This is a genomic window from Agromyces binzhouensis (assembly GCF_042672355.1).
In the GTDB taxonomy this organism is placed as follows: Bacteria; Actinomycetota; Actinomycetes; order Actinomycetales; family Microbacteriaceae; genus Agromyces; species Agromyces binzhouensis.
Window position 1 is genome coordinate 297640 of sequence record NZ_JBHXVJ010000005.1, and the last position, 20461, is coordinate 318100.

Annotated in this window: 19 protein-coding genes; 6 read left to right on the top strand and 13 right to left on the bottom strand. The window is 70.9% G+C overall.

The genetic code is table 11. The annotated features are described in order from the left end of the window. Nucleotides 1–15: 15 nt before the first annotated feature. Both ACFVHK_RS10975 and lepB read right to left on the bottom strand, forming a co-directional pair. On the bottom strand, nt 16–597 hold the full coding sequence (locus tag ACFVHK_RS10975; protein WP_376928836.1) for a mismatch-specific DNA-glycosylase: 582 nt from the start codon (nt 595–597) through the stop codon (nt 16–18). A gap of 47 nt (nt 598–644) precedes the next feature. Beyond that, entirely contained in the window at nt 645–1160 is a 516-nt protein-coding gene (gene lepB, locus ACFVHK_RS10980; protein ID WP_376928837.1) for a signal peptidase I, read from the bottom strand. A gap of 328 nt (nt 1161–1488) precedes the next feature. Here lepB and ACFVHK_RS10985 point away from each other — a divergent pair, with 328 nt between their 5' ends. The 3 genes from ACFVHK_RS10985 (at nt 1489) to ACFVHK_RS10995 (ending at nt 4948) form a co-directional block, all read left to right on the top strand. Then, nucleotides 1489–3042, top strand: coding sequence for a carboxylesterase/lipase family protein (locus tag ACFVHK_RS10985; protein ID WP_376928838.1), 1554 nt, complete (start codon nt 1489–1491; stop codon nt 3040–3042). 41 nt (nt 3043–3083) lie between these two features. Next, the gene (locus ACFVHK_RS10990; RefSeq protein WP_376928839.1) at nt 3084–3818 is read left to right on the top strand and encodes a 2-oxo acid dehydrogenase subunit E2; all 735 of its coding nucleotides are present in this window, start codon (nt 3084–3086) and stop codon (nt 3816–3818) included. Nucleotides 3819–3889: 71 nt separating this feature from the next. Beyond that, on the top strand, nt 3890–4948 hold the full coding sequence (locus tag ACFVHK_RS10995) for a saccharopine dehydrogenase family protein (RefSeq protein WP_376928840.1): 1059 nt from the start codon (nt 3890–3892) through the stop codon (nt 4946–4948). Between the two features lie 27 nt (nt 4949–4975). On the opposite strand, the gene ACFVHK_RS11000 is transcribed toward ACFVHK_RS10995, so the two are convergent. Continuing rightward, nucleotides 4976–5815: an NUDIX hydrolase gene (locus ACFVHK_RS11000; protein ID WP_376928841.1), complete on the bottom strand. Its 840-nt coding sequence runs from the start codon at nt 5813–5815 to the stop codon at nt 4976–4978. A 304-nt stretch (nt 5816–6119) separates the two neighbouring features. On the opposite strand from ACFVHK_RS11000, the gene ACFVHK_RS11005 reads away from it, so the two are divergent. From ACFVHK_RS11005 to ACFVHK_RS11015, 3 genes are all read left to right on the top strand, one after another. After that, entirely contained in the window at nt 6120–6989 is an 870-nt protein-coding gene (locus ACFVHK_RS11005) for an alpha/beta hydrolase (protein WP_376928842.1), read from the top strand. A 154-nt stretch (nt 6990–7143) separates the two neighbouring features. Beyond that, nucleotides 7144–8466, top strand: coding sequence for a polysaccharide biosynthesis tyrosine autokinase (locus ACFVHK_RS11010; RefSeq protein ID WP_376928843.1), 1323 nt, complete (start codon nt 7144–7146; stop codon nt 8464–8466). A gap of 46 nt (nt 8467–8512) precedes the next feature. Continuing rightward, on the top strand, nt 8513–9958 hold the full coding sequence (locus ACFVHK_RS11015) for a hypothetical protein (RefSeq protein ID WP_376928844.1): 1446 nt from the start codon (nt 8513–8515) through the stop codon (nt 9956–9958). Here the strand turns inward: ACFVHK_RS11015 and ACFVHK_RS11020 are convergent. The 10 genes from ACFVHK_RS11020 to ACFVHK_RS11065 form a co-directional block, all read right to left on the bottom strand. Further along, a complete protein-coding gene (locus ACFVHK_RS11020) occupies nt 9942–10484 on the bottom strand; it encodes an ElyC/SanA/YdcF family protein (protein WP_376928845.1) in 543 nt (180 codons plus the stop codon). The two genes, ACFVHK_RS11015 and ACFVHK_RS11020, sit on opposite strands and share 17 nt — an antisense overlap. A gap of 26 nt (nt 10485–10510) precedes the next feature. Further along, complete coding sequence (locus ACFVHK_RS11025) at nt 10511–11476, bottom strand: glycosyltransferase family 4 protein (protein ID WP_376928846.1); 966 nt, start codon at nt 11474–11476, stop codon at nt 10511–10513. A gap of 83 nt (nt 11477–11559) precedes the next feature. Beyond that, nucleotides 11560–12645, bottom strand: coding sequence for a polysaccharide pyruvyl transferase family protein (locus ACFVHK_RS11030; protein ID WP_376928847.1), 1086 nt, complete (start codon nt 12643–12645; stop codon nt 11560–11562). A gap of 38 nt (nt 12646–12683) precedes the next feature. After that, nucleotides 12684–13661 carry a glycosyltransferase gene (locus ACFVHK_RS11035; RefSeq protein WP_376928848.1) on the bottom strand — a complete coding sequence of 326 codons (978 nt, stop codon included), beginning with the start codon at nt 13659–13661 and terminating at the stop codon, nt 12684–12686. Between the two features lie 4 nt (nt 13662–13665). Beyond that, entirely contained in the window at nt 13666–14724 is a 1059-nt protein-coding gene (locus ACFVHK_RS11040) for an acyltransferase family protein (protein WP_376928849.1), read from the bottom strand. 278 nt (nt 14725–15002) lie between these two features. Next, nucleotides 15003–16022: a glycosyltransferase family 2 protein gene (locus ACFVHK_RS11045; RefSeq protein WP_376928850.1), complete on the bottom strand. Its 1020-nt coding sequence runs from the start codon at nt 16020–16022 to the stop codon at nt 15003–15005. A gap of 11 nt (nt 16023–16033) precedes the next feature. Next, nucleotides 16034–16528 (bottom strand): acyltransferase, encoded by a 495-nt coding sequence (locus ACFVHK_RS11050; protein WP_376928851.1) that lies wholly within the window; start codon nt 16526–16528, stop codon nt 16034–16036. 1 nt (nt 16529) lies between these two features. Further along, nucleotides 16530–17783, bottom strand: coding sequence for a polysaccharide pyruvyl transferase family protein (locus tag ACFVHK_RS11055; protein WP_376928852.1), 1254 nt, complete (start codon nt 17781–17783; stop codon nt 16530–16532). Next, nucleotides 17776–19293, bottom strand: a complete 1518-nt coding sequence (locus ACFVHK_RS11060) for a lipopolysaccharide biosynthesis protein (protein ID WP_376928853.1) — start codon at nt 19291–19293, stop codon at nt 17776–17778. The genes ACFVHK_RS11055 and ACFVHK_RS11060 overlap by 8 nt, the downstream gene beginning before the upstream one ends. Beyond that, nucleotides 19290–20354, bottom strand: a complete 1065-nt coding sequence (locus ACFVHK_RS11065) for a glycosyltransferase (RefSeq protein ID WP_376928854.1) — start codon at nt 20352–20354, stop codon at nt 19290–19292. Before ACFVHK_RS11065 ends, ACFVHK_RS11060 begins: the two co-directional genes overlap by 4 nt. Nucleotides 20355–20461 lie beyond the last annotated feature (107 nt).

The following is a 20461-nucleotide window of genomic DNA, read 5'->3' on the forward strand; positions in this document are numbered from 1 at the left end:
AGGACATCGGTCGGGTCATCCCGACTTCGACGTGAGCGTGATGCCGGCCGCCCTCGCCGGTTCGGCGTACGCACGCGCGAGGTCGTCGACGGTCGCGTGCGCGTTCAGGCCGCTGGGGTTGGGCACGACCCACAGCTCGGCGCCGCCGAGTGCTTCGTCCTGCTTCCCCACCCGAGCCTTCGGCCGATCGAAGCCCTGGCGGTACGCGGTGACCCCGACGATCGCGACGACCGCCGCGCCCCAGCGTTCGACGTCCCGCTCGAGCCGCAGCGCTCCCGCACGCAGTTCGGCGCGGCCGAGCTCGTCCGCGCGCGCGGTGGCCCGATGCACCAGGTTCGAGATCCCGATGCCGGCCTCGAGGAGCATCCGCCGGTCGGCGTCGTCGAGGCCCGCCGCGAAGTCCGGCAGGCGCGGGATGATGCCGGCTGCGGCGAGCGCCGGGTAGAAGCGGTTGCCGGGGTGCGCGAAGTGGCTGCCGGTCGCGGCCGTCCACAGTCCCGGGTTGATGCCGACGAACACCAGCTTCGGATGCTCGGGCATCAGGTCGTCGACGGCGGCGTCGCGGAAGGACTCGAGTTCGGATCGGGTGAATCCCATGGACCGATCATGCCCTCGCCGGGAGGCCGGCGTGCGAGCCCTCCGGATCAGCCGCGCACGTGGGTGTCGACGATCGGCCACGGGAAGACCCGGAGCCGGGCCACGCCGAGGATGGTGCCCTCCGCGACGAAGGACTGCTGCCAGGCCTGCGGGTCGTGCGTGCCCGCCCGCTGGTCGCCGAGCACGAACACGCGATCGCGCGGCACGGCGAACGAGCCGCGGAAGCTGCCGGAGCGGCGGGCGTACGGCTCGTAGAGCGGTTGGCCGTCGACCGTGATCCGACCGTCGGGGTCGACGACGATGCGTTCGCCGGGCAGGCCGATCACGCGCCGCAGGTCCGGCTCGGCTCGGTCGGGGACCCGGTACACGAGGATCTCGCCGCGCCGGAGCCGGTGCGGACGACGATGTCGGCTCGTGAGCACGACGTCACCGGGTTCGAGCATCGGTCGCATCGCGTCCGACCGGACGACGGTCGGGAATGCGGCGAACCGATGGACGAGGACGACGAGGGCGATGAGCACGAGGACGGCGATGAGGAAGGCCGGGGCCGCCGAGTCGGTCACGAGACCGCCCCGGAGGTCCGCGGGGCGCCGTCCGACCGATCAGGCGGCCCGACACCGGTCGCGGGTGCCCTCACCTCCCGCGGCCGCCTGCTGCCCGGACCGGATTCCCGACGTGCGTTCACCACGCTCCCTCCGGCGTCGCGCCCACGGCGGCGCCGTGCGTAGGCTACGACCGGTCCGGAGCCCCGCGCCGGACCTGTCCACAGCCCGTGGGCTCGCGCGGATCGCAGCCTGCCAGGGGTGCCGGTCGACACCCGGAGGTCGGGCACGTGCCCGATGCGGGACCTTCGCCCCGCACGGCCGGGGACGGCGGGTGCAGCGTGGGGGCATGGACACGGTGGTCAGGACCGACCACGGCGCCCTGCGGGGCAGGATCGTCGACGGCGTGCACGTCTTCCTGGGGGTGCCGTACGCGGCCCCGCCGTTCGGCGCGAACCGACTGCTCCCACCGCGCCCGGTCGAGCCGTGGGACGGGATCCGTGACGCGGGCGCGCTCGGACCGGAGCCTCCCCAGGTCGCGCCGCCCGCGACGGGCGGCGCCGAGGCCGGTGCGGCGGAGGACTGGCGCGGGGTCGATGCCGCCTTCGCCGGGCTCGAGCACGCCGCTCCGGCGGAGGACGTGCTGAACCTCAACATCTGGACGCCCGATCCGGGCGCGGTGCGACGTCCCGTGATGGTGTGGATCCAGGGCGGGATGTTCGAGCTCAGTTCGACGGCCGCGTACGACGGCAGCCGGTTCGCGCGGGACGGCATCGTGTGCGTCGTCATCAACTGGCGGCCGGGGGCCGAGGGGTTCCTGATGCTCGACGACGGGAACGTGAACCGGGGTCTCCTCGACCAGGTCGCGGCGCTGGAGTGGGTCCGGGACCGGATCGACGCGTTCGGCGGGGATCCCGACGACGTGACCGTCTTCGGCGAGTCCGCGGGCGCCATGAGCATCGGGATGCTGCTCGCGATGCCGGCCGCAGCCGGCCTGTTCCGACGGGCGATCCTCCAGAGCGGCGCCGCGCACCACGTGCTGCCGCCGTCCGACGCCGAGCGCCTGGCGGGGCTCCTCGCGGAACGTCTCGGCACGTCGCCGACCCGTGAGGCGATCGCGGCGGTCGGCGTGCCCCGCCTGCTCGCGGCGCAGGCCGCACTCAAGGCGGACCTGATCGCCCATCCGGACCCGGATCGATGGGGCATGCCGCTCGTGGCCACCACGATGCCGTGGCAGCCCGTCGTCGACGGCGCGGTGATCCCCGCAGCGCCGATCGATCGGATCGCGGCGGGCGCCGCCCGCGACGTGGACCTGGTCGTCGGCACGAACGCCGACGACTGGCGCCTCTGGCTCACGGTGAGCGGCGCGTTCGCGCGGATCACGGACGAGATCCTCACGGGTCCGGTGGCCCGCTTCGGCTCGCAGTCGCTCGCGGCGTACGACCTTGCGCCGGCGACGTCCCTGCCCGCGTACCGGGCGCGGTACCCGGACGCGGTTCCGGGCGACCTGCTCGCAGCAGTCCAGACCGACTGGTGGATGCGGATCCCGGCGATCAGGCTGGCGGACGCGCACGCGGCGGCCGGCGGCCGGACCTACATGTACGAGTTCGCGTGGCCGGCGCCGGGCCTCGGAGCCGTCCACGCGCTGGAGATCCCGTTCGTGTTCGACACGCTCTCCCCCGACGCCCCGCTGTTCGGCCCGATGCTGGGCCCGAACCCGCCGCAGTCGCTCGCCGACTCGATGCACGGTGCGTGGGTCGCATTCGCGTCGTCCGGCGACCCGGGCGAGCAGTGGCCGAGGTACCACGCCGAGCTGCGCGCGACGATGCGCTTCGACGTGCAGTCGCGGGTCGCGGTGGATCCCCGCGCGTGGGAGCGCGGCCTGTGGGCGGGCGTCAGGTGAGCTCGGGGCGCGGCCGGCCGCCGGCGTACACGCTGCGCCCGATGCCGCGGGAGCGGCGCGCGGTGCTCGACCGGCTCGCCGGGGCCCGGCGCCGTTTCCAGGTGCACGCACTGGTCGAGCTCGACGTCGGCGAGGCCGCCTCACGGCTCGCGGTCGTCGATCCGCACGTGTCGTGGACGGGGTTCGTCATCGCCTCCCTCGCGCGGGCGGTCGCGCAGCATCCCGACGTCAACGTCCGCCGCGCGGGCGGGCGGATCCTGGCCTTCGACCACGTCGACATCGGGGCCACGGTCGAGCGGCAGTGGGCGGGTCGCGCGATGCTCGACATCGTCACCGTCCGCGACGCCGACCGGAAGGCGCCGGCCGAGATCACGGAACTCCTGCACGCGGTCAAGACGGGACCGGGCGTGGACCACCGCCCGAGGGGCGCGATGCGTGCCGTCCTCGCACTGCCCGGGCCGCTCCGGCGCACCGCGATCCGCATCGCCGGGACCGTTCCCGGCGTCGCCGCCGCGTTCGGCCCGGCGGTCGGCGTGACGTCGATCGGCATGTTCTCGCGCAGCTGGGGCTGGGCCGTGCCGCTCGCCCCGCTGACCGTGATCGCGACGGTCGGCGGCGTCGCCGATCGCGCCGTCGTCCGCGACGGTCGCGTCGTGGCGCGACCCATGCTCCCGGTCACGCTGAGCTTCGATCACGCCCTCATCGACGGGGCCCCGGCCTCCCGGTTCACCGAGACGCTGCGCCGGACGATCGAGGAGGCGTCGGTACTCGGCTGATAGCCTCGCCCCAGCGGCCGTGATGACCAGCATCCGTGACGCCGGTGAGGGTGCGCGGAAGGGTCGAGCCCATGAGCAGCAGACTCCTGATCTACGGGGCCTACGGGTACACCGGCGATCTCATCGCCCGGTCCGCCGTCGCACGCGGGTGGTCCCCGATCGTGGCCGGCCGGAATGCCGCCCGGGTGGAATCGCTCGCCCGAGAACTGGGCGTCGAGGGACGTTCCTTCGACCTGAGTGCCGCGCAGGAGCACCTCGAGGGCGTCGACGTGGTGCTGCACTGTGCCGGCCCCTTCTCGGCGACCGCGGCGCCGATGATGGCGGCCTGCCTTTCGACCGGCACCCACTACCTCGACATCACCGGTGAGATGGACGTCTTCGAGCACGCCGACTCGTTGACCCAGGAGGCCTCGGAGGCCGGGGTCGTGCTGTGCCCGGGAGTGGGCTTCGACGTCGTCCCGACCGACTGCCTGGCGGCACGCCTGGCCGAGGAGCTCCCGGACGCCACGCGGTTGTCGCTGGCGATCCTCGGACCGCCCTCCCTGTCGCCGGGAACGGTGAAGACCCTGATCGAGGGCATGGCGGTCAGCGCCAGACGTCGCGTGGGCGGCGTGATCGAAGCAGTGGAGTTCGGCTCCGACATCCGCATGATCGACTTCGGGGACGGGCCGACGCAATCGGCCAACGCGACCGTCGCCGACCTGTCGTCGGCGTTCCGCTCGACCGGGATCGGGAACATCACCACCTACGCCGCCGTGTCCGACGCGCAGGTGAGGCAGTTCCGGATGCTGCACGGCATCCGCAGGCTGATCCGGTTCGCGCCCGTGTCGCGACTGCTCAAGAAGCTCGCGGCGCCTGCCCACGGCCCTGACGCAGCCGAACGTGCAGCCCAGCCCGGTGCGGTGTGGGGTGAAGTCGAGAACGCTGCCGGCGAGACGCGGGTCGGGCGGATCAGGCTGGCGAACTCCTACACCCTGACCGTCGACTCCAGCCTCGGCCTGGCACAGCACCTGCTCGAGCAGGCGCCTGCTGAAGGCGGCACCTGCACTCCGTCCCAGCTGGTGGGCTGGCAGTTCGTCGAAGGCCTCCCCGGGAGCGAACCGATCGCGGTGAGCGTGCTGCAGCGCTGAGCACGGCACCGGCTTCGGGTCGACGGCTCACGAGGGCGTGCGAGCGGATGCCTCGGCACGGCGGCGCACGGCACGGAGCATCCGTCGCGTCGCCGCCCGATGCAGGCCGAGCCCCATGAGCATCGTCCGGTACGCGGCGCCCCGCATGCCGGGGAACACGGCCCTCGTCTCGGCGCGGAGCCGGCTCCGCTCGGGCGCGAGCTCGTCGATGCGGAACACGAGCTCGTAGTCGGACAACCGGTGCCGCCCCGCGAGCGCGAGGCGCGCGGGCGGTTCGGCGGCGACCACGTGGAAGCCCGGGACGACCGCACCGGGTGCGGGCATCGCGGGCCCGCTCAGCGAGGTGTCCTCGGCTCCGAGCATGCGCGCGAACCCGGCGGATGCCGCGTGCGCGAGCATCTCGCCGAGGGCGCCCCACACCGCATCGCGACCGGCCGCGACGTCGACCGCGTGCTCGTCCACGTGCGGGAGCGGGTCGACGACGCCGGCCCGGCGGAGGTAGGTGACGAGGTGGGTCGTGACCCGGAGGCGGTGCAGTTCACCCGGGGCGAACCAACGCGCGTCGGCGGCGTCGTCCCCGGCCTCGAGGGCGCCGCCCACGACCGTCGCGGCGAAGTCGTGGATGTCGAACTCCCGCCCATCCGCGGTCGGCAGCCGGAGGCTCCACAGCTCCCGGCCCACGACGACGCGCAGCCCGGTCTCCTCGAGCACCTCGCGCGCCGCCGCATCCGCGAACGACTCCCCCGGCTCGAGGCGCCCGCCGGGAACCGACCACCGGCCGCGCTGCGGCGCCGCCCCGCGCCTGACGAGCAGCACCCGCCCGTCGTCGTCGGTGATCACCGCCCCCGCGGCCGGCACGACGTCCATGGCCTCACGATACGGCCGGGGGCCCGAACGGAACGCACAGGTCCCGCCCCACTCGCATTACCGGCTACGGGAGCCGGACCCATCGAGCGGCGATCGCGCGAACTGGGCCGGCGCGGGGAGTTCGCATACACTTCGTAGCACGCGTCGGCGGCATCGACGGAATGACCGGACTCCGGTCGCCTCGTGAGCACTCCGCGCCGGACCACCACCGAGTTCGACGGGAGCAGGAGTTCGGATGTCTCCATTCGCAAGAACGCGCAGGCGTCTCGGGCGGGCGGCCGCGCGGCACTCGGCACGTACCGCGATGATCCGGGCCGGGGCCGTCGTGGTCCTCGGGGCATCGACGCTCACGGCATGCGCATCGCCTGCCCCGGCCGCAGAGGGTGGCGCGAGCGTCGTCGGGGGAATCGAGTACTGGAGCGATGCGAATGAGACGCTGCTCCTCGACGCCTGCCTGCCCCCGGAGCGGGAGACGCCGTCGCCCGCGATCGTCCTGCTCCACGGCGGCGGGTTCGTCGACGGCGATCGTGTCGGAGGCGGCATGCGGGCTCTCTGCAGGCAGATGTCCGACCGAGGTGTCGCCACGTTCTCGATCGACTACCGACTCGCACCCGACCACCGATATCCCAGCCAGGTCGAAGACGCGAGCCACGCGATCGAGTGGCTGCGAGCGCCGGAGCAGGTGGAGCGTTTCGGGATCGACCCCGCTCGGATCGGGGTCTTCGGCAGTTCCGCCGGCGCGATCATCGCGCAGTCGATCGGGATGGCGGGGTCCGGGCCGACCGACGTCGGGGCCCGCGTCAGCGCGGTCGTGTCCCTCTCCGGTGTCTCGCTGATGACCGAGGAGGCGCTCGGCCTCGGCGAGCCGAGCCCCGAAGCGATCAACCTGATCCTCAACTACCTGGGCTGCACGACTGCGTCCGCGGTGAACTGCGCGCAGGCGGAAGCCGCCTCGCCCCTCGGCCAGGTCGACTCATCGGATCCGCCGACGATGCTCGTGACGGGCGCGCAGGAGTTCGTGCCGGTCGAACAGGCCCAACGCATGCAGGAGGCACTGCTCGCTGCCGGGGTTCCGGCCGAGCTCGTGGTCGTCGACGGTTCCCGACACGGGGTCCAGCTGCTTCGCAACGACGTCCGAGCGGCCGTTGTCGAGTTCTTCGCGACCCACCTCTGACTCCGAAGGGCCCTCGCGGGACCTGAGTCGCCGCCCTGGTTACCGTTACGTTACACAACCGTCACATGCTGGACGCGCAGGTGGCGCTCGACCGTCGCGCGGAGGGATAGCGTGAGAGCCCTGTGCCGACGATCGGCACGAGGGGAGGCCGTGGGTGGAGCTCCGCGAGTGCTTGCGCGTGGTCCGGCGGAGCTGGATCGTGATCGTCGCGACGATCGTTGCCGCGGTCGCCACCGGCGTCCTCGTGGTGATGGTGGCGCCTCCGACGTACACCGCCGAGGCGAAGATCGTCGTGGAGGCCAACGGCACCGCTGGGACGGCCCAGGAGGTCGCCCAGGCCAGCACGGTCATACTGCAGCAGCTCGGCACCTACGTCCAACTCGCCACGACCCCGCTGGTGCTGCAGTCCGCGATCGACACGCTCGCACTCGACACCACGCCGGAGGAACTCGCGGAGGACGTGACGACCTCGATCCTCGAGGAGACCGCCGTGCTCTCCGTCACCGCGGAGGCGCCCACGGCGCTCGGTTCCTCCGACCTGGCGAACGCGATCGCCGAGAGCCTCATCGGCGTCATCGGATTCCCCGTCAACGGAGTCTCGGCCCCGACCCCGGTGACGGGAACGATCGTCCAGGTCGCCGCCCCGCCGACCACGCCGACCACGCCCGACGCACTCCTGGTCATGCTCGTGGCATTCGGCGCCGGGGCCGCGCTCGCGTTCGTCATCGTCGTGTTCCGCGAGGTGCTCAACACGAGGATCCGCAACACGCGCGACCTCGAGCGCGCCACCGAACTGCCGATACTCGGCACCGTCTCGAGGAATCGGGGCACGAGTCGGGATCCACTCACGTTCCGGTCGGTGCCGAAGTCCCGGTTCGCCGAATCGGTGCGGCTCATCAGGACACGGATTGCGCAGTCGCTCGCCGGAGGGGGTGCGGTGATCGCCGTGACGTCGGCGGGCGACCGCGAGGGGCGCACGACCATCTCGGCAAACCTCGCGCTCGCGATCGCGGAGGACGGAAGACGCGTCGTGCTCGTCGACGCCGACCTGCGTGCACCCGGATTGGCCCGCATCTTCGACATCACCGCCGAGCACGGACTGCTCGACGTGCTGGAGGGTCGCACCTCCGTCGACGGCCTGACCGTCGTCGAGCCGCTGCCGAACGTGGAGGTGGTCCCGACCGCCCAGGTCGCGACGGGCGGCGCGTTGCCGCTCGACAGCCGACGGCTCGGTGCGGTGATCGAGCGCCTGCGCACGATGACCGACGTGATCGTGATCGACGCCGGCGCCGCAGGTTCCGTCGCCGACGCCGGCGCGCTCACCGATGTCGTCGACGAGTTCATCGTCGTCGTCCGAGCACGGCAGACGACGCGCACCGCCCTGCGAGCGGCAGTGCTGAACGTCGCGGCGCCCGAGGGCAAGGTGCTCGGCGTCGTGCTCAACGACGTCCCGCTCTCCGGTCCCGACGCGGACTGACCGGCCACGAGTGATCGGCACCTCGATGCGGACGATACGGGATCGCATGTCCGATCCGACCGTCCGCCAGGTGCTGTGGGCTGTGGGCGGCGCTGGGACGGCGGCGCTCGTCGTCTCCGGCGCCCTCATCGATCCGCTCGTTCCCGTTGCCGCGGTCGGTGGCCTCGTCGTCCTCTCCATCGCCGCCTTCCAGCCGAAGGTGTTCGCCCTGATCGCCGTCATCGCGATCATCGTGAGCACGCCGCTGCAATCGACACTCGGGACCGTCGGCAGCTACGCCGACGAACTGGTCGTCGTGATCGCTCTTGCCTCGTTCGCCACACGGCGCTTCCTCACCGACCGTCGGCTGGTGCTGCTGCCCGGGTCGGCGTGGTTCGCAGCCTTCATCGCGGTCGGCCTCGTCAGTTCCGTCGCGCTTCGAGTGCCGATCGGGAACACCGTCGAAGCACTGTTCCTGATCACGAAGGGGCTGCTCTTCGCGCTCGCACTCGCCCAGCTTCGCTGGACCGTCGCCGACATCGCGCGGATGGTGCGAGCGGGGATCGTGGTCATCGTCGTGATCGGCGTCATCGGGACGATCAACTTCGCAGTTCCGATCCCGTGGTCGTACCTCGTCGCCGACCGGCCGCCATTGAACTACGTCGCCGGCCTCCCCTCACTCAGCGGTCCGTTCCAGCACCCCGCTGCATTCGGGAGGCTCTGCGCGGTGCTCGCGATCGCTGTCGTGACGTACGGCCTCGTGGTCCGCCGATCCGTCGGCAACATCGTGCTCATCGCCGTGACGGCCGGCCTGTCGGTCCTCAGCTTCCAGGTGAAGTCGCTCGTCGGCCTGCTCACCACGATCGGCGTGATCGGACTTCGCTTCTCGCGCCCGATCGTCCTCTTCATGGTGCTGGCCTTCGGCCCGATCGTCGGAGCCCTCGTGCTCCCGACGGTCGTCGAGCTCATCGCGGGCGATGTCGAGCTCTACATCCTCCAAGACTCCGCGCGGTCGACGCTGACCACGGGGTCGATCGTCGTCGCGAACCAGTACTTCCCGCTGGGCGCCGGCTTCAGCCGCTACGGCAGCTATACCGCCGGCCAGCAGTACAGCCCTGAGTACGTCGCGCTCGGCTTCCCCAATGTCTACGGGCTCGGGCCCGGCGACGACGGGATGTTCCTCAACGACACGCAGTGGCCGGCGATCATCGGCGAGAGCGGCTGGCTCGGCGCAGCCTGTTTCGCGCTCGGCGTCGTCAGCATGTTCATCGTGCTGTGCCGTCGGATCTCCGACACGGAGGCCTCGCTCGAACGCTGGGTCCGGGTGACGGGCATCGGCTGGCTCGTGCTGCTGCTCGTGGAGTCGGTGGCGGCACCGGTGTTCGTCTCGGCGCCGTCGTACCCGTTCGCATTCGCCGCGGTGGGAGTGGTGGCATCCCTTCGGGATCGGAGTCGTTTCGAACCGGAGCCGGTTCGGCGAGGCTCGCCCCCGCTCGTCAGCAGTCCGGTGTGACGAACGCCTTGGCGAATGCCGCCGTCTGGTAGACGTACTGGTAGGCCCACCCTCCGAAGCCGAGCGGCTCATGGGCGTCGATCACCGCCAGCTCGCCGCCGAAGCACCGCTCGACGAGCAACCGTGCTCTGGCGACATGCGACGTGCGGGTGATCACGATCGCGCTCGTCCACCTGCGCTCCTCCGCGAGTTCGGCGAGCGCCCTCGCCTCTCCCCCGGTGGTGAACGGGACGGGCGAGATGCAGACGACATCGCCGCCGGGGTGATTGCATGCCCGGAACTTCTCATGGTCGCGCGTCCCGGGTCGGAGCGCTCCTCCGGGAACGGAGAGCAGCATGGTGTCGCCCACGCCGGCATCGAGGAGCGCCCGCGCCAGCTCCACCCGCGCCGCGGTGGGGGGTCCGAGCACGTAGACCACGTCTGCGTGGGCGGGCGTCGGATCCACCTCGGGCGCGACGTAGACCGGCGCCCCGATCACTCCCCCGAGCAGGACCAGAGCGGCCGCCGCACCGACAGCCGCGATCACCCGCCGCATCCGGGCGTGTCTGCGTCTCAGGTCCTCGATTCGAGCGTCTCCAGCCACAGTCGTTCGAGCTCCGGGTAGAGGGTGGCGGCGGAATGCCGATCGTGGAAACGTCGGGCGCCCGCCGCAGCGAGCTCGTGTCGGCGCGCATCCGAACCGAGCACCTGGTCGAAGGCGTGCGCGAGCGAGGCGCTGCACCCCGGTTCCACGAGCATCCCCGCGCCGCCGCCGAGGACGCGCGGGACGCCGCCCACGCTCGTGCCGATCACGCACACGTCGCGGGCCATCGCCTCCAGGATGAACATGGGCATCGCCTCATCCCGCGACGGGAGGACGGCGACCTCCGCCTCATCGAGCATCCGCATGAGCCGACCGTGCGGCAGGGCGCCGTGGAACGTGGCATCCGGCAGGGATCCGGGAACGAGGTCGGGCTCCGTGATCGGTCCCGCGACGTCCAGGTGCCATCCGCGCCCGGCTCCGGAGGTCCTCCACGCGTCGATGAGCACGTCGACGCCCTTGCGACGCGACACGCTCCCGCCGAACACCACCCGGCGTTCCTTCGGGCCGGGGTGCCCGGCCGGAACGGCGTTCGGCACGATGGCGATGCGGTCGGATGCCACGACCGACGCGACGGCCTCATGCATCGCGTCGCTCAGCACGAACACGCGCGATGCGCTGGTGAGCACCTTCGCGACGAGTGCGGGGCGTCGACGTGCGAACTCCACGAAGCTGCTGCCGTGCAGGTGCGCGACGGTCGCGTAGCCACGACGTCGTGCGAGCCGCAGCAATGCTCCCTCGCGAACGAACGAGCCGCCCTGCGAGAGGTGGACCACCACAAGGTTCTGAGACGGGTCGCCGATCCGACGGATGGATCGAGCTGCGCGGAGGAACCGGCCCACGCCACGAAGTCCTCTCGAGCCGTCGCGCGACGAGATCAGCCGGACGTCGACCTGGGCGAATCGCCATGCCCGGTACGCGTTCACGACCTGGGTCATCCCGCCCGCGACCTCCCCGCCGCGGCCTACGTGCCAGACCGTTCGCATCGTCGCGCGGGTGCGGTGCACGCCGACCTCCGGTGTCATGCGCCGCTCGCGACCGACAGGGCGGTCGGCTCTGCTTCGAACAGTCGCTCGAGGTCGGCGCGAACGAGCCGCAACGCCGTGCGCGCGTCCACGAGGGCGGACTGCAGATCATCGCGCCGCCCGACGGCGCGCTCGAGCAGCGCGTCCAGTCGTTCCCGGCTGAGGCCCTCGGAAGGCACGCCGATGCCCTCGATCCCCGCCGCCCGGAAATGGCGTTCGATCTTGTCGGAGCGGTCGACGAGCAGGGCGATGGGGACGGCTCCTTCGGTGAAGGCGGTGACGAGCACATGGAGACGATCGCTGACCGCGAGTACCGTCTCCCGGTACGCCCCACGCAGCCGCTGCTCCTGCGCGGAATGATCGGTGCCGTCCCAGTCGAGGACGGAGCCTCCGAGCAGCCGCCCGAGCTGCCTCGACCGCTCGCGATCGCGGAGTACCTGCGTGACGACCGTGATCCTCAACCCACGGCGTGCTGCGAATGTCCGCACCGCGTCGATCCACTCCTCACCGGGGAGGGCCCGATCGCTCCGCATCGAGACGACGAGACGATCACGCGTAGGTGAGGCATCCGTGTCGTCGACACCCCCCTCGCCGAACGCGAGGTCCGGCATCACCCGGCCGCGCAGGTACCCGGCCGTGCGACCGTCGCGCCAGACGGTGAGATCGGAGAGCGCGATGGAGGGCCGCATGAGACTCGCCGGCAATCGCGAGAAGTTGCGTGATCCGGCTCCGACACGTGCCACGGTGCCGCCACCGGCGCGCACCAGGGCGAGCATCGGGAGCATGCCGAGGTGCTCCTTCATGCCGACGAGCGTCAGTTGTATCTCCCCCGGCTTGAAGACGTACGAGGTGTTGCCGCGAAGCGCGGATCGAACTCCAGCCACGTACCACTGCGGGAACGAGCGGTACAGCGCATCGTCGCTCCGGAGGCCCAGTCCCGGCCCGTAGCCGGGGGGCGCGTTCCCGATGTAGACGTGCAGACGGCCGAGCGGCTTCAGCCACTCGATGAGCTGACGTCTCAGGATGATGTCGCCGAGGTTGTCGTACTGCCCGACGCCTGGCACGAAGATGCGGGGCTCCACTCGTTCTCCTCGACGCCCGGAGGCGTCGGCCCGGCCGCTCACCTCGCGACGAGGTCGACGTTGATCCGGCGGCGCGCGGTCGCGGCGACGAGCGCACCATCGAGATCCTCGACCTCCGAGGTGGACGCGATGCCGAGCTCGTCGACGAGCTTGGCGATCTGGGCCTGATGGTCGTCGACGTGCTCGCCGCGTGCTTTCCGTCGCACCACCGCGAGGGGATAGACGCCCATCTCGAAGAGGCTGATCAGGGTTCCCACACCCGCGTGGGTGATGACCACGTCGGCGTTCCGGGCGCGCGCCTCGAACTCCGACGCGGAGACCTGCGAGCGGACCGTGCCTGGCAGCGCCGTGTTCGCACGCGTGGAGCCCAGCTGCCAGACGGTCTCGTCGTTCGCCAGCCCGAGCTCGAGCACGCGGTCGACGAGCGAGCGGAACTCGTAGCCCTGGATCGTTCCGAGGGTGACGAAGATCCTCAGCGGGCGCGATCCGTCGACCGGTCTCGGCTCGCTCCGGTAGGTGTCGAGCACGCTTCCGTGCAGGCTCCACCGCCCATTCGCCCACCCGGGGTGCTGCGTGCGCATCTCGGTGAATCGGGCACCCGCGAGGATGCGGCCGCTCAATGACGGCGCCTCCACCCGCGAGAAGCTCTCGATGTACACCGTCTTCATGCCCGCGAGATGCGCGGCCGGGAGTGCGGCGAGCGCGATGCCCGACCCCGTGCTCACCGCCGCATCGAATCGATCGCCCCTGATCCGCACGCGGATCTCGGCGAATGCCCGCGCGATCGAACGAGCGTCGCGCGGTCCGATGTAGGGCACGAACAGCACCCGCCGGCCCCCGAGCAATGATTCGCTCTGCGGGGACCGGAACGTCACCCAGACCGACTCGTCGTTCGCGCCGAGTCCGGGCGCGAGCCGGACGAGCTGTGCCAGGTGGCCGCCGGTCGATGCCGCGAGCAGGAGGCGGTTGTCGCTTCCGGGGGCGAGGACGACGGGATTCCCGAATGACGCGGACATCCGCTCACGACTTCCCTTCTTCGTGCAACCTGATCGGCCCGGTGGGCACGCCAGGCAAGATGGCCGGAAGCGCGGAGGTGGCGCGGGATCGTCCCCGGGTGAGCCACGGCGGCGGAAGGTAGAGCCACCTGACGGCTGCGGTGGCTCGTGCGATCCAGAGCGAGGCGAAGATTGCGAGCAGCACAACGGAGACGAGCACCAGGAAGTCGAGCCAACGCGGCCAGTCCGGGTTCAGCGTGCCGACGATCGCGGCGGCCGACACGATCACGAAGAGGTGGATGAGGTAGATCTTGAGACTTCGGGACCCGAGGTACGACAGGAACCCGAACGGCCGCACCCGAGCGAGGAGCTTCGACAGCATCACGCCGAACGCGACGGCGGCGATCTGGCCGACGAGCACGAGGAACGGAAGCCATCGCATCCCGGCGAACAGCACGAGGGCGGACACCGCGACGAAGATCGCCGCCGCCGCGATGAGGTGGATCGGCCGCGATCGTTGCACGGCCACGAAGACGGGCTCCGCATAGAGCGCGCCCGCCACGAAGAAGACCGCGAGCGCGCCGACGCGGTTCCATCCGATGTTGCCGGCATTCACGAGACCCGACGTGAAGAGCGTCGAGACGATGCCCGCGACGATGACGACCACGAGTGCGGGGAGCCTGCGCACGGCCCACAGGGCGAACGTGAAGAGGAACAACGCGTAGACGAACCAGTAGCTGCTGCTCGGCCAGACGAAGATCAGCGCGAGGCTCAGGATGTTGGTGGCGGGGAGTTCGCCGAGTTCACCGTTGAGACCTGGCACCACGAGGTAGAACGCGGCTCGCAGCACCGACCAGACCACGTAGAGATAGATCAAGGGCAGCAGCTTGCGTCGCCACAGGTCGGCGAACGTCCAGCTGACGATTCGCGCGCTGAACAGTCCGGCGATGAGGAGGAATGCCGGCATCGGGAACAGCTCGAACGCCGCCTTCGCTCGCCCGAGCACGCCCTCGACACCCTGATGCTGGAGGTAGAGGGTGGCGTGGTAGTAGACGACCATGATGATGGCCGCACCCTTTGTCACATCGACCCACGCCTTGGATCGCATCTCGCCCGGCGGGAGCAGCAGGTTCCGAAGTCCTTGAGGCATGAACCCGTCCATTCATCGGCGGGATCGTCCGCCCCGTTCGAAGGATCGCCCTCCGTCGGGTGAGCCCAGTACCGCGTGCCATCTGCGTCCGAGCGTTCGCGGGGACGCAGTATCGCCGGTAGGGGGCACCCCTGAGCGTAGGGCGCGAGATCGTCGGATATGTGTCCGGCATGTTAATTCGAGCTACGTCGACGCTCGGCGGCACGCCCCGGTCAGTCGCGCGTTCCGGGCCGTCGCATGAGGCGTCGATAGAGCCCGGCGTTCGTCTTCGCCGCAGCGAGCATCACGAAGCGCCTGAGGTCGCGTCGCTGCAGGGTCGCCGCGAGCAGGCCGGGTGTGATCTCCTTCCGCACCTGCTGCACGATGGCGTCCTCCTCGGTCGAGCTGTATGCGCCCGATGTCGCGTCCTTCAGCCGCGAGAGCAGGTTGAACCGAGCCGTGTAGTACCCGAACGCCGAGCTCGACGGCAGGTCCGGGTCCAGACGCGCGGCGCATTCGGTGACCACCACCCGCACGGTCTTCAGGGACTCCGCGCGTCGACTCCCCGATCGGATGATCGACCCGCTCCGGAGGTGGTACCGGTAGACCACGTCGTCGATCACCGCGACGGTGCGCGCATCAGCGAGGAGTTGGGCCACCATCGCCTGGTCGGAGTGCTGACGTGCGCGCGTGAAGCTGATCCGCTCGAGCGGGGATCGGCGGAACAACTTGTTCCACAGGTGCCCGGTGATGGCCCCGTTCAGCAGGAGACCGAACGCCTCGCCTCCCGACATCGTCCGTGGCGGGCCGGCCGAGCCGACCGCCCTGCGGCTGCCGTCCTCCGAGACGTACTCGGCTGCGGCGCACACGAGGTCGGCTCCGGTCGCCCGCGCGGTTCCGACCATCCGGCGGAGGGCGCCGGCATCCCAGTCGTCATCGGCGTCGACGAACCAGACGAACTCCCCCCTGGCCGCGGCGAGTCCACGTTCGCGCGCTGCCGCCACCCCGGCGTTCGCGTCCTGGCGGACGAGCACGATCCTATCGTCGGATGCGCTCGCGGCACGTGCGACCTCCGCGGTTCCGTCGGTGGATGCGTCGTCGACCACGACGATCTCGAACGCCGGGTACTCCTGCTCGCGCAACCGATCCAGTGCGACCTGGAGGAACGCGTCGACGTTGTACGCAGGCACGATGATGCTGACGTCGACGGACGCCGCGACCGTCGCGTCGCCCGGCTCCCCCGACTCCCGCATCGTGCGACCCCTCAATCGAGCGTCCGGATGCGGCGGGCGGGGACGCCCGCGTAGAGCCCGTCGGGTTCGCAATCCTCGGTGACGACGGCACCGGCTGCGACGACGCATCCGCCCCCCACCGTGACGCCGCCGAGCACGAGGACCCCCGCCCCGAGCCAGGCTCCCGCGCCGATCTCGATCGGTCGGCTGAGGTTGGCGCCGGCCCGCGCCTCGCTCGGCCCGATCTCGTGCGAGGTAGGCAGGAGTTGCACTCCCGGCCCGATGAAGGCACGCTCGCCGATGGTGACGGGCGCACCCGATCCGACGACGAGGCCCAGGTTGATGAACGCGCCGACGCCGACGCGGAGGCCGTCCACATCGCCGACGAACCGCAGGTAGGGGTAGACGCGCGCGCCGCGGCCGATGGCCACGCCGAACATCCGGAGGAGACGCGAGCGGAAGCGGGGCGTCCAGAACGGGCTCCCTGCGACGGTGTTCGCGAGCGCGCCGCGCACGGTGCCCGCCATCTCAGGCGGCCCCGATCGGCTGGTCGGCGTGCAGGCCGTCGACGTTCCTCGCGGCGAGTTCGCGCACCCTCGGGAGGGCGTCGGCGATCGCCAGCCTCGTCGGCGAATCCGGCGGGAGCACCTGGTCAACCGCCCCGATGACCGACGATGCGAACCCCTCGACGGGCGCGACGCAGAGTTCCGGCGTGCCGAACAGCTCCATCAATCCCTCGACCTTTCCCTGCGTCGCGAGCGTGATCGCGGGAGTGCCGTGCATCAGCGTCATCACCGCGAGGTGCATTCGTCCGGTGACGGTCACGGCGGCCCGGACCGTCAACCCCCGGATCTGCGCGGGCGACAGGAGCCCGCTCACGACGGTGAGGTCCTCCGGTCCGACCCGCTCGGCCACGGCCGCGCAGGCGACCACGTCATCGCCCTTCGGCCGCGAGACGTGCGGCACCAGGACCACGTGGCATCCGACACTGCGAAGATGGCGGATGACCCGCTCGTACTCGTCGACCTGGTCGAACGTCCGGGAGATGAGCCCGCTGACGTTCACGAGTGCGATCGGCTTGGCCGGACGCGGCAACAGCGCCTCCGCACTGGGGTCGACGCTGCTCGCGGCGAACACGAGGTCGGCGACGTCGCGCACCAGCGGCACGCCGTCGGCGACGGCCCTGCGTGCCGAGACACCGTCGCGGAGCATGGGAACCGCCCCCGCCCCGGCTGCCGTGATGAGCGCCCGACGCGCAGCGAAACGCGCCTCGCCGTTCCAGCTGAAGCCCAGGATGCGGGCGTCCACCCCGACATCGGCCGCCGCGGCGGCGACGGCGGATCGATTCACGGATGCGCGAAGGCTGTAGCGTCCGTCCATGATGTCCGCGCCCATGACCGAGAGGCTCGCGGCGTCGGCGAGCAGGCCGGCGTAGCGTCGCAGGTCGCCGCGACGCGCGGCACCGGAGCCGTACAGCAGATGCGGCAGCACCGCCACCTCGACCCGTTCGGCGTAGGCGGCCGGCACGTGGACGCTGTCCTCGGAGTCCACGACGACGGTCACCCGCGCACCGCCGGTGGCCTCGAGGAAGGCCTCGAAGAGCGCCTGGTCGCCGATGTTGCCGGCGCCCGGGGCGGCGACCACGAGGTGAGAGCGATCGCCGCCGGCGATTCCCGGCACGACGCGTCGCACCAGACGGCGATCCCGCATCACGGTCACGCCGCTCGAGAGCATCGCGGTCCGGGAGATGCGGCGGATCTTCCTGGCGATCCGGTCAATCATCGCTGTGCTCCTCGTCGGAATCGATCGGTGCGCTGCGCACGCGGCGGAAGTACCGGCGCGTCTCGGCCAGTCCTCGCAGGTCGCGCCGGAAGCGAGACCAGACGGCTGCGGTGAGCGCCACCGTGCCGAGGAGCGCGGCGAGGCCGACGGCGAGCCGGAGGAGGTCGGCGCCCTGCGGCAGCGACAGCGTCGCCGCGTAGGAGACGAAGGTCGCGACGCCGAATGCGACGAGCATCCGGGCTCCGTTGCGGAACATGTCGCGGGCGGGCGCGTCGGAGACCCTCGCGATCCAGATGAGGGCGACCGGCCACGTGAGCGCGACGCTCGCCGAATAGGCGACGGCGACGCCCTCCACTCCCCAGAGGGAGCCGACGAAGATGAGCGCGATCATCACCGGTCGCGTCGCGAGCGCGTAGTAGAAGTTCGAACGGGTCAGCCCCTTCGCGAGGAACACCCAGTACACGGCATAGTTGGCGGCCTGGAAGAACCCGGCGATGAGCAGGATCCGGAAGATGGGCACCGCGCCCGCCCACTGGGCGCCGAGTGCGACTGCGATGACCGACTCGGCCTGCGCGCCGAGGAACGCGAACGTGAGCCCGACGACGGTCAGCAATGCGACCTGACCGCGATTGATGAACGCGGCGAACCGTTCGCGTTCATCCTGGAGCCGCGACAGGATGGGGAGGGCCACCCGAGTCGACGGCGCCTGGATCTGCACGATCGGGAGCATCATCAGCTGGAACGCTCGGTTGTAGAGACCGACGTCGAACGGTCCGAACCTCGTGCCGATGATCACCGTGTCGGCGTTTCGCGCGGCGTACCCGAGCAGTTGGGAACCGAAGACGCTGGCGCCGTATCCGACGAACGCGCGAATGGGGGCGTCTCGATGGATCCAGCCGGGCAGCCACCTCGCAACGGCGACCAGGAGGACCAGCGTGAACAGCGCCTGCGCGATCTGCTGCACGGCGAGGGACCAGTAGCCGAGACCGAGGAGCGCGGCGGCGATCCCCGAGGCGAGCCCGACCACCTGGCCGAGGAGCTCCGAGCCGGACAGTCCGAAGAACGAGAGCGAGCGGGTCAGTCCCGCGCGGTACTGGGTCGAGATCCCGTTCACGAGGAACGTGAGGGACAGCACCGCGGCCAGCGGCTGCAGGCGAGCGTCGTCGTAGAGCTGCGCGATCAGCCCCGATCCTGCTGAGACGAGCAGCGTCAGGCCGAGTCCGATCGCCGTGTTGATCCAGAACAGGTTGTCGCGCTGATGTCGTGACAGCGTCTTGGCCTGGATGGCCGCCGACGAGAGACCGAAGTCACGTACGACCTCACCGAGGCCGATGACCGCCATCACCATCGCGACGAGACCGTAGTCGCTCGGAGTCAGCAGCCGCGCCAGCACGACGATTCCGGCAAGCTGGACCCCGATCCGGATGAGCTGGCTCCCGACCGTCACCGCCGCCCCCCGCGAGGCGGATTCGCCGAGGCCGCCGCCGACCGGGTCGCCGGCGCGGGTCATCTGCCCCGCCTGGCGCGCCGTGCGCGGAGGTAGGCGTCGTAGTGGAGTTCGCCGATGCGCTTCACGTCGCGGCCGGCGAGCCTCGGCGAAGTCCTCGGGTCTCGAGCACCGATCTCCTCGAGCGCAGACAGGATCGTGGCGCCGTCGAGCTCACCCTCGTACTGGAAGACCCACCCGTCGCCGACTTCCGCGCTGAGCGCTGCGTTCGTCGGCGACGCCGGCACCAACACCGGTCGGTCGAGCGAAAGGGCCAGGAGGACGACGCCGGAGTTGTGCATCTCTCCCCGATACGGCAGCACGACGAGGCTGGATCGGCAGATCTCGTCGACGACCTCGGCATCGTCGACGGCGCGGAGGGTGGCGGTGATCCGGGGATCCGCAGCCGCGGCCGCCTCGACGAGCTCGCCCTGCCCCGGATGCGGCTTGCCCACGATCCGCAGTCGCAGCCGGTCGGACTCGAGCGAGCCGAAGGCGCGGAGCAGCGTGTCGACGCCCTTGTAGGGGCGGATGATCCCGAAATGGAGCAGCCGGCCCGCCTCGGCTGCAGGTCGGGGGACGCCGGCGAACCGGTCGCGGTAATGGCCGTGCGGGATCGTCACCGCGTCCAACCCCGGGGGCACGTCGGTGGTGGGATTGAGTCGGATCACGAGCGTGACGGACCGGGTGAACCGCTCGAGCGAGCGCTCCTCCGAAGGCGGCCCCTGCTCGTGGGGGCGGAGGTTGTGAGCCGTCCACACGATCGGCACCCGCTGCAGTGCCAACCGAACGAGGAGGAGGTCGAGCAGTCGACGCTTGATGAAGCGCCGGCCCCGGCGCCGGTCTCGTATCAGCCGCTCGGGCCAGTGCACGTGGAATACGTCGTAGGCGCCGAGGAGCGCACCCTTCCAGGAGATGAAGCGGATGTCGACGTACTCGGACGCGCCGTCGACCATGTGGTCGATGTACTTCGACGTGCCATCAGGCGGCAGTAGGGAGTGGAGCACGACGAGCCGCGGTCCGCGCACGACCGGCTCGCCATCGGTACCCTCGCCGACCACCTCGGTCAGTCCGGTCTGAGTCATGACGAACGCTCCAGGCTTCGCGAGGGTCTGGAACCGCGTTGATCCTCAGACCGTCAGGATAGCCGCTGATCCGGATTCGACCATCGGCGGGAAACCACATGTGCACG

Bases quoted from the DNA above. Each gene is read 5' to 3' on its own strand.
- ACFVHK_RS11060 (WP_376928853.1), bottom strand. From the start codon at position 19,293: ATGACCCGCGCCGGCGACCCGGTCGGCGGCGGCCTCGGCGAATCCGCC.
- ACFVHK_RS11000 (WP_376928841.1), bottom strand. From the start codon at position 5,815: ATGGACGTCGTGCCGGCCGCGGGGGCGGTGATCACCGACGACGACGGG.
- ACFVHK_RS10985 (WP_376928838.1), top strand. From the start codon at position 1,489: ATGGACACGGTGGTCAGGACCGACCACGGCGCCCTGCGGGGCAGGATC.
- ACFVHK_RS11065 (WP_376928854.1), bottom strand. From the start codon at position 20,354: ATGACTCAGACCGGACTGACCGAGGTGGTCGGCGAGGGTACCGATGGC.
- ACFVHK_RS10975 (WP_376928836.1), bottom strand. From the start codon at position 597: ATGGGATTCACCCGATCCGAACTCGAGTCCTTCCGCGACGCCGCCGTC.
- ACFVHK_RS11025 (WP_376928846.1), bottom strand. From the start codon at position 11,476: ATGACCCAGGTCGTGAACGCGTACCGGGCATGGCGATTCGCCCAGGTC.
- ACFVHK_RS11050 (WP_376928851.1), bottom strand. From the start codon at position 16,528: ATGGCGGGCACCGTGCGCGGCGCGCTCGCGAACACCGTCGCAGGGAGC.
- ACFVHK_RS11015 (WP_376928844.1), top strand. From the start codon at position 8,513: ATGTCCGATCCGACCGTCCGCCAGGTGCTGTGGGCTGTGGGCGGCGCT.
- ACFVHK_RS10995 (WP_376928840.1), top strand. From the start codon at position 3,890: ATGAGCAGCAGACTCCTGATCTACGGGGCCTACGGGTACACCGGCGAT.
- ACFVHK_RS11035 (WP_376928848.1), bottom strand. From the start codon at position 13,661: ATGTCCGCGTCATTCGGGAATCCCGTCGTCCTCGCCCCCGGAAGCGAC.
- ACFVHK_RS11055 (WP_376928852.1), bottom strand. From the start codon at position 17,783: ATGATTGACCGGATCGCCAGGAAGATCCGCCGCATCTCCCGGACCGCG.
- ACFVHK_RS11045 (WP_376928850.1), bottom strand. From the start codon at position 16,022: ATGCGGGAGTCGGGGGAGCCGGGCGACGCGACGGTCGCGGCGTCCGTC.
- ACFVHK_RS11005 (WP_376928842.1), top strand. From the start codon at position 6,120: ATGATCCGGGCCGGGGCCGTCGTGGTCCTCGGGGCATCGACGCTCACG.
- ACFVHK_RS10990 (WP_376928839.1), top strand. From the start codon at position 3,084: ATGCCGCGGGAGCGGCGCGCGGTGCTCGACCGGCTCGCCGGGGCCCGG.